We start from the raw sequence: 15,911 nt of genomic DNA, 5'->3' as shown, positions 1-15,911 counted from the left end.
CCAATACCTTGATACACGCCGTTTATTGCCCGCAAAACTTTCAAAACAAAAAATACTTATATAGGAGTTATCATCCCGCAAATCTCGGTGATCTATCGTATCAAACCCAGAAGCAACGTTATTGAACTTGTCACTTTTATTGATAACAGACGGAGCCTTAAAAAAAACAAGCGCTTGCTCTAAAGCGTCAATATTTCAAAAAAAAGCTTTGTTTATCTAAATTGCCACTATTGCGTTGCCTTAATCAGTAGATTATTGGTTAACACCGCTGCGCCAAAAGCAACCGAATCTGTACGACCAACAATACCCTGAGTATAAATAGTATAAGCACGTCCATCCTGTACAGTTACGTTTTTAAGGGTATACTCTACTTTGGTAGGGGTAGTGTGAACGTTTATGGTAAAATTGTAATTACCGGTAGGTAAACTAACATACTTTGATATACTATCAAATTTAACATTGTTAAAAGCCAGGGTATCGTTGGCCCGGATATCCAGGTTAGGCGATGATGGCGACAGGTTGGCAAACCGCACTTTAGCCCGCCCTATTACTGGTAATGTTGCAGTATCGAGTGATAGTATTGAGTTTTTGATAGTTCCATCGGCCTTGTAACCGGTTATAAACAAGGTATATTTTGAGTTGGAACGTAAAACGGTATCTATTTGATAAGGGATACTTAACGCCGCCGCATCTGCCGTACGAAGCTGAATTGGAGGAGTAAGCGAATTGAGGAAAAAATAGCCCGAATTGTTGGGATAAGTATATGTAGTTAAGCTTTGCTTAACCGAATTGATAAATAAATTTAACGGCCCGATATCCGAACTTAAATTAATGATCTGCAGCTGTGTATTGGCACCCGTTATATTGGTTGATTTACCGCATGATGCAATAAAACAAACCAGCAGTATCCATACCGGGGCAGTGAATAATAACAAGCCTTTTTTATATTGATTAGCCATATTAACCATTGTTAAATAAACCTGCAATAATACCAAGGTTACCGGCAGGTATTGAAGTACCATAACCATAAAACGTATATATTTTCCCGGCAGAAATGGTCACGGTATCAATTTTGGGGGTTTGCGGATAAGCCGAGCGGTAAATACCTATGTAATGTATCCCTTTTGTAATTCTTGTAAAATCGGTGATGGTTTTATACGGCACATTATCAAACTGGACGCTATCCGCTATTGTGCTGTTTTTTCCAACCAATACAAATTTTACGTTACCCGCTACAGATGAAGCGTTTACAAACCTGATTTGTGCATACTTGGTTAAATTTGCGCCGGTATCTGGAAACCAGGTATCGTGGGTACTAAACACGTCGTTTTCGGTTTGCCCTGCTACATAAAACGTATACCCGGCGGCCGAATCGGCCTTAAATGGTTTATTATAAAAAGGCGAATTGGCGCCACTGCCATCAACCTTAAAGGAATAGTTTTGAGTACCCGAAATAACGTTCATGTAACCCAGCGTCCCCCCCGGATAAAAGGTTGTAGTATTGTTAATACGATTACCGTTTATGTAAAAGTTTATATTGTTATTAGACAAATTTAATACGTTAACCAGCGAGGTACCTACCGACTTAGTCGGCGCATCGCCTTTTTTTTTGCAGGATGCCCAACAGGTTACTGCTACCGCAACAATAAAAAAAGATTTAATCCTGTTATCCATATTAATTATAAGCTATAACTGCTTATGGTAATTTTTGTTATCCACAGTGAACAAAAAAGTCCGGTTTTTAAAGCCGGACTCTGTTTTGGATTTATAATTTAAGTTTACACTTAAGCATAACTATTGAGCATCACCGGCATAACCAGCATCAGCACATCTTCATTTTCATCACCACCCTGTGGCAGCAATAAGCCGGCACGGTTAGGAGTCGACATCTCCAAAGATACTTCTTCGCAACTTAAATTCTTCAACATTTCTATTAAAAAACGTGCATTGAAGCCAATTTCCATGTCGTCACCTTCATATTGGCAGCTTAAACGCTCATGAGCTTCATTTGCAAAGTCAATATCTTCTGATGAGATATTCAATTCGCTGCCGTTGATTTTAAGCCTTACCTGGTGAGTGGTTTTGTTGGCGTAGATAGCCACACGACTTAACGATCCTAAGAAAGTAAGCCTGTCTATTGTTAATTTATTGGGATTGTTTTGTGGAATAACTGCTTCATAATCCGGGTAACGCTCGTCAATTAAGCGGCATACCAGGTTAATGTTTCCAAATTTAAAAAACGCGCTGGTTGAGTTATATTCAACAGATACGTTTACATCATCACTTGGTAATGATGATTTTAAAAGCGTTAACGCCTTTTTTGGTAAAATGAACGAAGTAGCAGTTGCCGCCTTGGCATCTTTACGGCGGTAGCGTACCAGCTTGTGGGCATCGGTAGCTACAAAGGTAAGGTGCTGCTGGCTTAACTGGCAAAATACACCAGTCATGGCAGGGCGTAACTCATCGTTACTTACCGCGAAGATGGTTTTGTTTATAGCTTCGGCTAAAACCGATGCCGGTAAGTTTACCGACGACGCGTTTTCAACAACCGGAATTTTAGGGAAATCCTCACCATTCTCGCCGCTTAGTTTGTATTTACCGTCGCCTGCGTTAATTTCAATGGCAAAGGTGCTGTCATCAACAGAAAAAGCAACAGGCTGCTCTGGTAACGATTTTAAGGTATCTAATAAAATACGCGATGGTATAGCTATGCGGCCGTTCTCTTTAGCTTCAACAGGTAAAGAGGTGGTCATGCTGGTTTGCAGGTCTGTTGCAGAAATGGTTAAGTTTCCTTCCTTTATTTCAAACAAAAAGTTTTCCAGTATAGGCAAAACGGTACTGTTACTTAAAGCGCCGCTTACTGCCTGCAGTTGCTTGAGTAAGGTTGTGGTAGAAACAATAAATCTCATATGGGTCTAATTAATCTATCAAAAATATAAAATTTAATGGGCATACTTTCGTCTGCGGAAATAATGTTGAAAAATAGCACATATCAACACCAAAGCTAATGGACCAACCGTGTTTACCAGCTGCCAATATAGCTTTTCGTTGCGGATGCGGGCACGGTTCAACAGGCGGATCTTGATCTCTTTGGTACGCAGGGCAATAAGGCCCGAGTCGTCGGTCATGTAATCTGCTATGTTTAACAGCAGGTTTTTGTTGCCGTAGCTTTGCTGGGTGTAATGATCATACCCCAACGGGTAAGGCGAGCCATCCCTGCCTACCTGGTTCTTTAAAATATCGCCATCGCTTATCACCACCATTTTGGTAGGCACACTTTCGGGCATAATGGTAACAGGCTCTTTCAGGCTATCGGGCAAGGGGCGGTTACGCCAGTTGGATACAAACCTGCCTTCCAATAAAACGGCAACCGTTTTAGGGGTACCCTGAAAATCTTTAGGGTTCGGCTCCTGTTCCAATGCCTGTAACGATAGCAGGTGCGGCGCTGTTACTTTATGGTTATAGGGCGAAGAACTCAGCAATATGGTTTTCTTCACATTTTTGGTTTCGAGCAAATCAATGGTACTGATGAACTGGCTATTGATGGCATCCAGGTTTTTTACGATGGGGTGTTTGGCCAATGGCATTAGTACCGGGTAAAACAACCAGGGCAGCATTTGAATTTGTGCCTGCCCGCCTACATCACCGGTACTTACGGGAATCTGCGCTGCACTTAAGTCGGCTATCAGGTCGTAATTGATCCGCACACCGTACATGAATAGCTGATCATCTAAATTCAATTGTTTGGGAAAAGCCAGCTGCTCGCCGCCATGACCGCGCAGGCTGTCCAGTTCGGCGCTTACCTGGTCTATCGTCCATAGCACCCGGCCGCCGCGCATAATGTATTGGTCGAGCTTAAATTTTTCCAGTTCGGTAAATTTGGTATCGGGTTTAGGGATTACCAGTAACTTGATATTCATTAAGGCCTTGAAAGGAATAACCGACAGATTTAACCGGCCTACTTCAAACCCATCCGATAATGATTTCATAGCGTCGTTAAGCTGCACATCGTTCAGTTCATGATGACCTTCGGTAAAGCCTATCTGGGGTTTACCACCTTTAACAACCTTTTTTATGGCCGATGAAAAAGCGTATTCTAAATTCTGGATAGAGTTATTGATCTGTTCATCATCTGATAAACCAATTCGGGTTTGAATAAGGTTTACTACAATCTCTCTGTCGCCCGCTTTAACCACAGCTTCGGGGAAGATGAGCTTTTGCGATACGCCATCATCTGTTTTAAAGCTTAGGTTTTGGCCGACAACGCCTTTGGCCTCAAAATCCTCGTAAGTTTGCTTTTGCTTATCCTGCGGCAGGTTTTTGATTGACGACAGCAGGTCTACAAATTCAAACTGAATATTGCCGTGGCTGTAGGCCTTTAAATCGCTCAGCATGTCCTTAGTTGCGCTTTGCAGGTGCCTTAAGCCGCTGGGCAGACCACTACCTTGCAGGTAAACGGTAACCTTCACCGGCTTTTGCAGGCTATCCATAATATGCCTGCTAATGGGCGATATGGTAAAGCGCTTCTCGGTGGTAAAATCAAACCGGGTAAAAACAGATTGAGTTAACAGTCCGAAGAAAATAAACAGTGAAAGCAGGCTCAACATAGGAGTACCACGCAGTTTTTTTTGCCTTTGTTTGATGAGTATAAATAAGGTAAGCCAAATAAAAAAGGTGGCTACCAATAAAAAGTAAGCCAAATCGCGGGTATCCAGTACCCCACGGCTCACCGATTGATAGTGCGCCGTAATGCCCAGGCTTTGCAGGTTAAAATCCTGCAGGGATAGCAGCTGGCTCAATGAATCGAACCCGCTGTAGAAAAAGAAGCATAGGAAAACGGCCACCGTGAAAGCGATGATCTGATTTTTGGTGATAGACGATGCGAACATACCTATCGCCACAAATGCTCCACCTAACAAAAACAAACCGATGTACGAGCCTATAACCGCGCCGCTATCTATATTACCTTGCGGTGTACCCAATGTACTTACCGAAAAGTAGTATACCAACGTAGGCAGCAGCGCAAAAAGCACAATAAGCAGGCAGGCCAGGTATTTACCCAACACTATTTCCCAGTCCTTTAATGCACGGGTAAACAGCAGCTCGAACGTGCCTTCCTTGCGCTCTTCGGCTAAGGAACGCATGGTGATGGCCGGGATAAGGAACATGAACAAATAGGGAGCGGTGCTAAACAGGCTATCCAGGCCGGCGTAACCATAATCGAGGATACTTGAATCTGGGAATACCCACAGGAATAATCCTAATACCAGTAAAAATACGCCAATGGTAACATAGGCTACCAACGAGCTGAGGTATGATGTTATTTCTTTTTTTAAGATGCTAAGCACTGCTGTGTATTTATGCTGAAACGCCGAAATTACAACAATAATATACTAAAGCAAAGAGTCATTTCGCTTCGCGGTTATTTGCTTCGCGTCATTGGGTCATTGGGTCATTGGGTCATTGGGTCATTGGGTCATTGGGTCATTGGGTCATTGGGTCATTAAGGTAAATTCAAATCATTGTTGGTTGTTTTAAAGAAATCAAATTAAAACCCCAATGACTGCGAAGCAAATGACACCAAAGCGCAATGCCCCAATGACTGCGAAGCAAATGACACCAAAGCGCAATGCCCCAATGACGCGAAGCAAATGACAGCAAAGCGCAATGCCCCAATGACTGCGAAGCAAAATAACAGCAAAGCGCAATGCCCCAATGACGCGAAGCAAATGACAGCAAAGCGTAATGCCCCAATGACGCGAAGCAAATGACAGCGAAGCGTAATGACTGCGCAGCTTTACAATCCAAAGCTGAATGCTACACGCAATGCTACCTGGTTATATGCGCCGGTAGATGTTGTGATACTGGTAGAGAAACCGCTGCCATCATCATAATTGGTGGTAGTTTCGCGTGTGGGTTCAATACGGGCTTCGTAGGCCAGGCTTAAATCCAAACCAAACTTTTCTGAGTAGCCAAAGCGCCAGCCATAACCTATTGCGGGTGATACCAACAAGGCTGTTTTTTTACTGGTATATGCGGAAGGATCTGAATTGATGCAAAAAGAAGCACCGGCGGCACCTTCAAAAAAAAGTTTGTTTACATATACCCTTACACCTATTTGCGCAGGTACAAAGGAAACTATAGAGCCATAGCTGTAACTTTCGCCATTTGAATAACCCGTGCTGTAACCATCTTTTGATATAAAACCGGTGTAGCCCGTTTTTAAGATAATATTTAAGGGTACATCCTCATTTACAGGGATCTCTAAATTCAAATTTACACCCGAAGCTACAGGGTAATCGCTGGCATTGTGCCCAATGGTGCCGCCAACGTTAAAGCCACCGCTAAGCCGTATTCCCGAACTACCTTCGCCAGGCACCTGGGCATAACTTGTTAACGCGGCACATACTAAAACGACTAATGCGAGTAAGGTTTTTTTCATATTGTTTAAGGATTTAGGATTCGAAAATAGGTATTTTATTGATCATCTCAATTAGTGAGGCTAATAAATATTTGCTCAAGTGTGCTGTTGCTGTTCTTGTTACGTAAACCCGACAGGGTATCATCGGCAACAATTTTTCCTTTATTAATGATGATCACCTTATCGCAAACGGCTTCAACCTCCTGCATAATATGGGTAGATAGGATGATGGTTTTGGTTTTACCCAAATCGGTTATCAACTGGCGGATGCCTATCAGCTGGTTAGGATCAAGGCCCGATGTTGGTTCGTCCAATATCAATACATCGGGGTTATGAATAATAGCCTGCGCAAGCCCTACCCGCTGGCGGTAGCCTTTTGATAGCTGCCCTATCTTTTTATGCTGCTCGGGGCCCAGACCGGTTTGTTCAATCACTTCGGCTATGCGGGCTTCAGGTTCGGCAACCTTATGAATGCCGGCTATAAAGGCCAATGATTCCTTTACATACATATCCAGGTACAACGGATTACTCTCGGGCAGGTAACCAATGTGTTTGCGCACATCAAGCGATTGGCTTACCACATCAAACCCACACACCGATGCCGTGCCCGATGTTTGCGGTATAAAGCCCGTAAGTATTTTCATGGTGGTTGATTTACCGGCTCCATTTGGCCCTAAAAAGCCCAATACACCAGGCCCTGCCATAAAACTAATGCCATCAACCGCCTTTTGCTCGCCGTAAACTTTTGTTAATGCTTCTACCCGGATACTCATGGCGTAAAAATAGATGTTAGATATGAGATTTGAGATAGGAGACTAATTAAATTTCGGATTGCGGAATTTCGATTTCGGATTAACTTCGTTGAAGGCTTCGCCGTTTATTTTTGATTTGAGGTTTTCTGGGTGTCCGTCCGTCCAGAGGTGCCCGTTACTTGAATGACATGCATAATGCCGAATATTATTTAGCGGTTTTATTTACTGGAATAAAGAGCACAGCGTCGGCAATGACAGCTCCATCCGCGTTTTGACTGGATACCTGTACATAAGCTTTTTTTCCGCGTGGCAGTTGATACTCACCCAACGACACCCATTCGCCGGATGTTTGGCCCTGCACTTGTATATCCGACTGGTTTATTATCCTTTCAGTCGCCTTTTGACCGTCATAAACCATTACCATCGTTTTACTGGCAGCGTTTTTAACCTTCGGAAAATAGGAATAGACATGATAAGCCCCTTCTTTAACAACCACCGGGGTAAACTTCACAGAAGCAGCTGGAGCAACTTTAGCGCTATCTAAAAGGAATGACGGGCCGTAACCGCCATTTTTCGCCATTTTCCAGTCGCCTGTTATTTTCACCCGGGCCGTGTCACTATCGTCAACCAAAATCTCCGGTACACTTTTATCGGCAAGTGGGTCATCCTTTAGGATCTGTTGCACTGCTACAACGTTTACCTGCTGCACAGGTATTTTTTTATCGATAGCCTGGCAAGCGGCTACCGCGGCTGATTGCGCCAGTACCATAAATACAGGTTCCATCCGGATAGAACCATAGGCGATGTGAGTGGCCGACAGGCATACCGGCACAAATAAATTATCAGCCTCTTTTTCCTTTGGGATGATGGCCCTGTAAGAAATTGGATACGGCCCAAACCCGCCCACCTCAACATTGCCTTCATTCTTCACCTCCCCGTTTACTACAAGGCGGTCGCAATTATGCGAATCCATGGTGTAAGCGGCCATGCCAATGCCATCGCCGGCTACTTCTTTACCCTGGCAATAATGCTGGGTCATCACCAGCTGGCCAACCATACGGCGTGCTTCGCGGATATAAAGCTGTGGTGTCCAGTTCTGATTGTCGGTAAACTCATCCTTAGGATATCCCCATTTTTGCATCTCCTCCCTGATGAAGGCCGGAATACGCGCATCGTTTCCAACAAAGTATAAAAGGCCTTTGGTATAATCTTCATGTGCTTTCCAAAGCACCGCCCTTTTGTTATAATCGGCATCCGGGTAGTCCCAGTTCATCCCTATCATATCTGTAGAAAAACCGCCTTTATTATTGATATCTGTTTTTCCATTAGGCATCATGCTCCAAATAAACACATCAGTCAGCGCTTTCCACGGCTGTTTTTCCTTAAGGCGAATTAATAATTCATATTTCTTAGGATCGTAATTTTCGGGTTTAGTAATGGCTATTCTATTTTCGGGCACATTAGTTAAGGTAATGCGAAAATTATAGGCCTGCACCTTTTTATCGCCTGCGCCCGTTGTTTGTAACTGCTGGCTGCTTACACCCCATAAAAGGCCGCTTTGGGGTGCACCAGGCACAACATAGGGATCAATTCCGCCGGGGAGTTGATGCCCTTCCATTAGTTGTGTACCGTTAATGGTTTCATTATACTCGCTGTTAGCTTCCCGCCCAACCCTGTAGGCAACGCCGGCCATGGCCATCAAATCGCCTTCATAGGTACAATCAATAAATACTTTAGCCTGTATAGCGGTACGGCCGTACGCAGCTGGCAGGGTAGTATTTTCCAACACAATTTCCCGCAGTTTACTGGCGGTTTTAGTTACTTTTATAATGCGGTTATTATACATTACGCTAAAACCTGCCCGCTTTACGTAATCATTAAATATGCCCTCTGCCACCTTAGGTTCAAACACCCATTGTTCAAATTTTTGGTAATGACTGCCAACACGCCGGTAAAAATCGCGGGCAAGGCCGGTAACTACATATTTGTTGCCAATATCTGTATAACCTAATCCGCCGGATGTCATCCCTCCCAAATGCTTACCAGGTTCTATCAGTACAACGGTTTTACCCATCTTTTTTGCAGTGTAAGCAGCAATCACTCCTGCGGATGTGCCACCATATACACAAACATCTACCTTAATACCGGGCCTCTGTTGGGCCTGCGCACCCGGTACCATCATAAAGCTTAGGGCAATCATGAGCAAGGCTATGGCGCTTTGATGTTGTTTCATAACAATTGGTTTGATAGGCAAATAGCGGTCACTCAAAAGTCTTTTTTAATTTTGAGGCAAAAGACTTTGCTGAACAAACATATACAACATATAGATAAGTTTCCAATAGTAATTTGCCGCTGTATGCCTTAGGTTGATGAAACGATGGTTTGCTTTCTTTTTTACTATGCTTTTGCAGCTGTCCGTTCATTAAAAAAACATTGGCACCTCCAGACGGACGGACACCCCCAGTAACATGTAATAGCCAACCGCCACTGCCAAAGCCTATTATCAACAGGGCAATAAAAACACATGGCAACTATTAATGAATACTTTATTACCTTCACCTTTGCCCTTATTACATCAATGAAAATAAAGTTTACAGTATCACAATCAACCAGCCTTGCCCCTGCTGTTGTTATTGGCAGGATAGTATCAAAATTAGATGAGGGCAAATACAGGGTTAACAACGTTACCGTTAGCAGCGTTGAATTTGATGAAGAACCCTTTAAACTGATGTGGAATTTTGAAACAGCAAAGCGATTGGATGGAGGCAGGTTTGAAATCAATTCATCAAACAATGACGCATTGATCACATTTACCTGGTATAGCAATTTGCTGACACCTGTATTAATAATAGCTGCCCTTTCAATTTTTGCTATAAACCATGGGGATTACTACGCTCCGCTATTCTTTGTAATATTTTTTACCATTGCGATAGGTATAAGCATGCTGGTGAAGCATAGTATAGCAAGAAGTATGCTAAGTGAGATACTTGAATAGACTGCCCTAATTTTTTTTCTGCGATACCTATTTTAAAAATCTTCCACGATTTTTAAAAATACCCCTCCAATAGCCTATTTATATAAGGGGATATATAAATGACCTTGACGGTGTACGGGTGCATACTGCCTGTAGAATATGTTGGGTGGGTTGGGGTGTCCGTCCGCAAAGAGGAGTAAGACAGTTGCAAACACGTTGCGGACAGCCTTGATAACGCTCCTGTCTGTCCGTCCGTCCCGGTGTATCCAATTTCCCAGACAACCTGCGGACAGCTGATGTGTATAAAAACACTATACACGTTTCAAATATACAGAAAATTCTTTAAAATAAAGAATGAAATTTATTTAAGATGGTTAACGTGCATCAATTGTCCTTAGGTATTGGTCACCTGGTAGCGGACGGACACTTACCGTTAGTCAGCGGCAGTTAACACCTATCTCAATATGGTTACCGGCCCCGAAAGTTTTTGGTTATTCTTTTGGGTATCTATAATGTAGTAATAGGTACCGGCTGGTAGTTGCTTACCGTTCATCCGCCCATCCCAGGGATATTGGTATCCTTTAGATTGATAAACAGCCGCGCCATAGCGGTTGTAGATGTTTACCGTGCAATTAGGATAAGATAGTAATGCTGCAATACTCCAGGTATCGTTACTTCCGTCGCCGTTTGGAGTAAATGCATTAGGGATAATAATTTTTTCGGGTATCGATATAGAAACGGTGATACTATTGGATGTAACCGATGGATTTACAATACACTTGCCGGCAATAAGAATGCCACAGGTAACCACATCGCCGTTTGATAATGTGTTAGAAGTAAAAGTGGCACTGCTGGTACCCGCTATTTGCCCGTTCACCATCCAGGTATATGCCGGCGCAATCTGAACATTGGCAGATGCCGTTGCCTTAAAGGTGATAGGTGTGCCTGCATCAACCGTTGTTGCCGATGATGTGATAACCAACCCAATAGTAACAAAAGGATCTGAACTGAGCGAAACCGGCTTTGATACCGGCGAGGAAACCGGTGTACACTGATCATTATTGGTAACTATACAGGTAATCACATCACCGGTTTTTAAGGTGGTACTGGAGTAAACATCAGTGTTATCGCCGCTGTTATTACCATTAAGCTTCCATTGATATGTTGGGTTGTTGCCGCCGTTTGTGGGCGTTGCAGTATAGGATAGCAATAGCCCATCGCAACTGGCGTAAAAATCGGGACTGATTTTTACCGATGGCGTTATCAAAGGGTTTACCGTTAACGTTTGCGAAACCGGTAAAGCTTCGTTGTATAAAGTACTGCCTGCCTGCGAAACCGTAATAGTGGTTGTACCGGGGCCAACAATGTGTATGCTTCCCGTTGCAGATACTGTTGCTACAGCAGGGTTGGTGTTTGAATAAACAAGGGGAATAAGCGCATTTGAGCTTATGGCCCCTACAGCAAAATCGGCACTACAGGTTGATTTAACGGCAATGGCAGGAAAGTTGATGACCTGGTTCTGCTTGATAGTAAATACTTCCTGAACGGCGTTGGCAGGCGAATAATTTTCATTACCTGCCTGATTAGCGGTAATGGTGGTTACTCCCGGCGCTATTACATGAATTTGCCCGTCGGTACCAATATAGGCCACTGCCGGGTTGCTGCTGGTATAGGTAACAGGCGTTTCGGTGTTGGTGCTGGTAGCATCGGGATGTAGAATATTATCTGCATCTATATTGATATTAACCGGTGGCGGAAAGGTAATGATAGATGGCTTTAATACTATTTCAAACACAACCTGCAAATTTAAAACAGTGCTGTTGCTTCCGGTAGCGTTGTAAGCCGTAATAGTATAATCTGTTGCAGGCCATAAAACCGTTGGCGTACCGGTAATTTTGCCGGTGGTAGCATCAAAAGTTAAGCCGGCAGGCAGGGCTTTATCAATGGTGTAACCTGTAATGACTAATTTCCTTATCATATTATTACCACTTTCGCCCAAAAATAAATTGCCTTTTCCGTCCACAGCCATTCCAATTGTTCCGGCAAAAGAAGCCGCCTTCCCCACACCATCAACTCCGCCCCGTGCACCACTACCGGCTACCACGGTTACAACACCAGTTGGCGAGATTCTTTTAATCACATTATCCGCCTGATCGCCCACATACACATTACCGGTGCCATCAGCCTTCAATTCCCGCGGAAAGTTAAACCCCCTGGCAAAGGTGCTCACTACACCCGCAGGCGTTATCTTCCTGACAGCGCCATTTCCCGTATCTGAAACATATAAATTGCCCTGAGTATCCAACTCAACTGCCGTAGGCGTATTAAATGAAGCCGATAGCGGTGTTGCCGCATCGGCAGAACCCATTGTACCATTACCTGCATAGGTAGATACCGTTCCATCGGGCGTAATTTTACGTATCAGGTTATTTGCCTGGTCGGCTACGTAAATATTGCCCAATCCATCCACGGCCAATCCCCTGGGGCTATTGAAACTTGCCGCTTTGCCCTTACCATCTGTAGCCCCGGCAGCGCCACTGCCCGCAAACGTGGTTACATCGGCATTTATGGTTACCTTTCTAATTAAATTACTTGCCTGATCTGAAACAAAAAAATCGCCTGTGGGACCAATAATTATAGCATCCGGTTCAGAAAAACTTGCAGCCAAACCATTGCCATCTGCTGAACCTGCAGCACCACTACCTGCAAACACGGAGAGATTACCTGCTGGAGTTAGCTTCTTAATTTGGTTTCCACCCCAGTCTTCAACAAAAAAATTACCAGCATTATCCACAACAAGCCCAGTAATAGTGAAAAAAGCGCTAACAAAACTATAATCTGCAACAGTGCTTACCTGTCCATATATTGTAGCGGGCACTGCGCCGCCTGTATTTGCTGGTGCCAAAGGCGCTATGGGCTTATTAATTACATAAACACGCGGAGTTGTATACTTTATTACCGGCGCCTGTGCATATAAGTATTGGGTATTAAATACCAACAGAAAAACCAGTAATACAACTGAAAACAAAGCAGAAACAAACAACCGCATAAATAGCCTATCCTATGTGATAAAGTAGGCTAAAAATAGGTTATTTTTATAACAAACCGATATTATTTGTACCGATGTTATTGCCCCCTACCGCTCAAATACCACCGAATCGGCACTGGCACCCAGCCTGGTTAAAATACCGTTAATCTGTTCAACCATCGGGTCGGGGCCGCATACGTAAAAGTGTTTGGTAAAATCGCTTACTTCGGCTTTTAAAAAGGTTTCATCTATGCGGCGGGTATCGTGAACGCTATCTTTTTGCCCGCTTATTAAAAACAAGGCATCGGGACCAAGCATGCTTTTAAGCTCATCGGCCAAAATAATATCCTTATCGGTTTTATTGCTAAAAAACAGTTTGTTGCCTGCCAGCTTGCCTTGCCTGTTTAAATCCCTTAAAATGGCTATAAAGGGTGTAATACCTGCCCCACCGGCTATAAAGTAACCGGGGCCTTTGTATTCAATAACACCCCAGGCATCGCGTAAGATCAACTCATCGCCCACGGTTAATTTGCTTAGCTGGTTGGTTACACCCTCGGGACTATCGGGATATATTTTAATGGTGAATTCCAGGTAAGGATCATCCGTAAGGCTGGTGAAGGTAAAAGGGTTCTTTTTGTCCTTCCAATCGGGCTGGTTAACGGATAGCTCGGTAGCCTGCCCTGGGGTAAAAAGTAAACCCCGCCGGCTTTTGCAGCCTAAACTGCTTTACATTATGGGTTACATACCGGGTTGATAGGATGCTTATAACGGTTTCCATGGCTTGGTGTTTTTGATGTCTACTAATAAAATAGTTTTTTGGCCATTTAGTTTTAAAGCATTTAAATACTTACATGAGCTAAATTGCGCGATACATCAGTTTAGTGTTAACCTTGCAAAAATATAAAACATTTATTATCAATCACTTACATTGCATAAATCTAAAAATATGTTAAGTTATGTTAACCCAATTAGATGCGTTTTCCCTGTATTTAAGATGATTAATCTGTCCGGCACCATCCGTAAAACAGTGGATACCCGGTAGCGGACGGACGCTTTTAGCCGGCGACTCAGCGTAAAGGTTAATGATCGCCCACTTTTGTCTTGATACTTGATACTAACTACTTGCTACTATTTCTCACTTTCGCCTTTCCTCCTAAATTGTATCTTTGCAGCTATTATGAGCAAATCAACCGACGAACTTTTTAAAAATGTGATATCGCATGCCAAGGAGTATGGCTTTGTTTTCCCTTCGAGCGAAATTTATGATGGCTTAAGCGCCGTTTACGATTACGGCCAAAATGGTGCCGAGCTGAAGAACAACATTAAAACCTACTGGTGGAAAGCCATGGTGCAAATGCACGATAACATTGTTGGTATTGACAGTGCCATATTTATGCACCCCAAAATTTGGAAAGCGAGCGGTCACGTTGATGGCTTCAGCGACCCGATGATTGACAACAAGGACTCCAAAAAACGTTACCGTGCCGATCAGCTTTTGGAGGATAAGATTGAACGTTATGCCAAAGATGGCAAAACCGACAAGGCCGAAAAGTTGGAACACGATATGAATGAAGCCCTTACAAATGAGGATTTGCCACGTTTAAAGGAGCTTATTATTGAGCACGAAATTGCCTGCCCGGTAAGCGGTACCCGCAACTGGACCGATGTACGCCAGTTTAACCTGATGTTTAGCACCCAAATGGGCGCTGTAGCTGATGATGCCGATGTGGTTTACCTTCGCCCGGAAACCGCGCAGGGTATTTTTGTGAACTATTTAAACGTGCAAAAATCGGGTAGGATGAAAATCCCCTTCGGTATTGCGCAAATAGGTAAGGCTTTCCGTAACGAGGTGATTGCCCGCCAGTTCATTATTCGCATGCGCGAGTTTGAGCAAATGGAGATGCAATACTTTGTACGTCCTGGCACTCAAAAAGAATGGTTTGATAAATGGAAAGAAGCCCGTTTACAATGGCACCTTGCCCTGGGTACCGATGCCGCCAAATACCGTTACCATGAGCACGTAAAACTGGCCCATTATGCCGATGCTGCTTACGATATTGAATTTGAGTTTCCGTTTGGCTTTAAAGAGGTAGAGGGTATTCACAGCCGTACCGATTTTGATTTAAAACAGCACGAGAAATTCTCAAACAAAAAGATGCAGTACTTTGACCCCGAGGTTGACCCGGAAACCGGCAAGCCTTATGGTAATTACGTACCTTATGTTATTGAAACTTCGATAGGTTTGGATAGGATGTTCCTGTTAACCATGATAAACGCTTTTGAGGAAGAAGACCTGAGTACAGAAGAGAAACAGGATAGCCGTACCGTGCTGCACCTGCACCCTTGCCTGGCCCCGGTTAAAGCGGCTATTTTTCCGCTTACCAAAAAAGATGGCTTGCCAGAGAAAGCCCGCGAAATTATGGACCGCCTGAAACTTGACTTTAACATACAGTACGAAGAAAAAGACGCTATTGGTAAACGCTACCGCCGCCAGGATGCTATTGGTACACCATTCTGTATCACGGTTGATCATCAAACGTTAGAGGACGATACCGTAACCATCCGTTACCGCGATACCATGGCCCAGGAACGTGTGGCCAGCGCCGATCTTGAAAAAATCATTGGCGACCAGGTAAGCTGGAAGAATTTGCTGAAGTAAGTAAATATATAACCCATGTCATTTCGACGAACAGCGGGATGGCACGAGCAGTGGGGTGAGGAGAAATCTTGTATAAG

12 protein-coding genes are annotated in these 15,911 nt (G+C 43.7%); 2 read left to right on the top strand and 10 right to left on the bottom strand.

What is annotated here, in order from left to right:
- Nucleotides 1-227 precede the first annotated feature (227 nt).
- The 7 genes from FHS10_RS06280 to FHS10_RS06250 form a co-directional block, all read right to left on the bottom strand.
- Nucleotides 228-1,028 (bottom strand): DUF4397 domain-containing protein, encoded by an 801-nt coding sequence (locus FHS10_RS06280; protein ID WP_259088536.1) that lies wholly within the window; start codon nt 1,026-1,028, stop codon nt 228-230.
- Complete coding sequence (locus tag FHS10_RS06275) at nt 961-1,674, bottom strand: DUF4397 domain-containing protein (RefSeq protein WP_259088534.1); 714 nt, start codon at nt 1,672-1,674, stop codon at nt 961-963. The genes FHS10_RS06280 and FHS10_RS06275 overlap by 68 nt, the downstream gene beginning before the upstream one ends.
- 110 nt (nt 1,675-1,784) lie before the next feature.
- On the bottom strand, nt 1,785-2,909 hold the full coding sequence (gene dnaN / locus FHS10_RS06270) for a DNA polymerase III subunit beta (protein WP_259088533.1): 1,125 nt from the start codon (nt 2,907-2,909) through the stop codon (nt 1,785-1,787).
- Between the two features lie 33 nt (nt 2,910-2,942).
- On the bottom strand, nt 2,943-5,348 hold the full coding sequence (gene gldG, locus FHS10_RS06265) for a gliding motility-associated ABC transporter substrate-binding protein GldG (protein ID WP_259088529.1): 2,406 nt from the start codon (nt 5,346-5,348) through the stop codon (nt 2,943-2,945).
- A gap of 449 nt (nt 5,349-5,797) precedes the next feature.
- Nucleotides 5,798-6,442, bottom strand: a complete 645-nt coding sequence (locus tag FHS10_RS06260; RefSeq protein ID WP_259088527.1) for a hypothetical protein — start codon at nt 6,440-6,442, stop codon at nt 5,798-5,800.
- A gap of 47 nt (nt 6,443-6,489) precedes the next feature.
- Entirely contained in the window at nt 6,490-7,194 is a 705-nt protein-coding gene (locus FHS10_RS06255) for an ATP-binding cassette domain-containing protein (RefSeq protein WP_259088526.1), read from the bottom strand.
- A 184-nt stretch (nt 7,195-7,378) separates the two neighbouring features.
- Nucleotides 7,379-9,406: an FAD-dependent oxidoreductase gene (locus FHS10_RS06250; RefSeq protein WP_259088522.1), complete on the bottom strand. Its 2,028-nt coding sequence runs from the start codon at nt 9,404-9,406 to the stop codon at nt 7,379-7,381.
- Nucleotides 9,407-9,697: 291 nt separating this feature from the next.
- Here FHS10_RS06250 and FHS10_RS06245 point away from each other — a divergent pair, with 291 nt between their 5' ends.
- Nucleotides 9,698-10,168, top strand: coding sequence for a hypothetical protein (locus FHS10_RS06245; protein ID WP_259088520.1), 471 nt, complete (start codon nt 9,698-9,700; stop codon nt 10,166-10,168).
- Nucleotides 10,169-10,601: 433 nt separating this feature from the next.
- On the opposite strand, the gene FHS10_RS06240 is transcribed toward FHS10_RS06245, so the two are convergent.
- From FHS10_RS06240 to FHS10_RS06230, 3 genes are all read right to left on the bottom strand, one after another.
- Nucleotides 10,602-13,196: a T9SS type B sorting domain-containing protein gene (locus FHS10_RS06240; RefSeq protein ID WP_259088518.1), complete on the bottom strand. Its 2,595-nt coding sequence runs from the start codon at nt 13,194-13,196 to the stop codon at nt 10,602-10,604.
- Between the two features lie 87 nt (nt 13,197-13,283).
- The gene (locus tag FHS10_RS06235; protein WP_259088512.1) at nt 13,284-13,697 is read right to left on the bottom strand and encodes a ferredoxin reductase domain-containing protein; all 414 of its coding nucleotides are present in this window, start codon (nt 13,695-13,697) and stop codon (nt 13,284-13,286) included.
- Nucleotides 13,698-13,830: 133 nt separating this feature from the next.
- On the bottom strand, nt 13,831-13,953 hold the full coding sequence (locus FHS10_RS06230) for a hypothetical protein (RefSeq protein ID WP_259088511.1): 123 nt from the start codon (nt 13,951-13,953) through the stop codon (nt 13,831-13,833).
- Nucleotides 13,954-14,352: 399 nt separating this feature from the next.
- Here FHS10_RS06230 and FHS10_RS06225 point away from each other — a divergent pair, with 399 nt between their 5' ends.
- Nucleotides 14,353-15,834 carry a glycine--tRNA ligase gene (locus FHS10_RS06225; RefSeq protein WP_259088509.1) on the top strand — a complete coding sequence of 494 codons (1,482 nt, stop codon included), beginning with the start codon at nt 14,353-14,355 and terminating at the stop codon, nt 15,832-15,834.
- The last annotated feature ends 77 nt before the right edge of the window (nt 15,835-15,911 follow it).

This window comes from Mucilaginibacter dorajii, assembly GCF_024808255.1.
In the GTDB taxonomy this organism is placed as follows: domain Bacteria; phylum Bacteroidota; class Bacteroidia; order Sphingobacteriales; family Sphingobacteriaceae; genus Mucilaginibacter; species Mucilaginibacter dorajii.
This window is presented reverse-complemented; position numbering and strand designations above follow the sequence as displayed.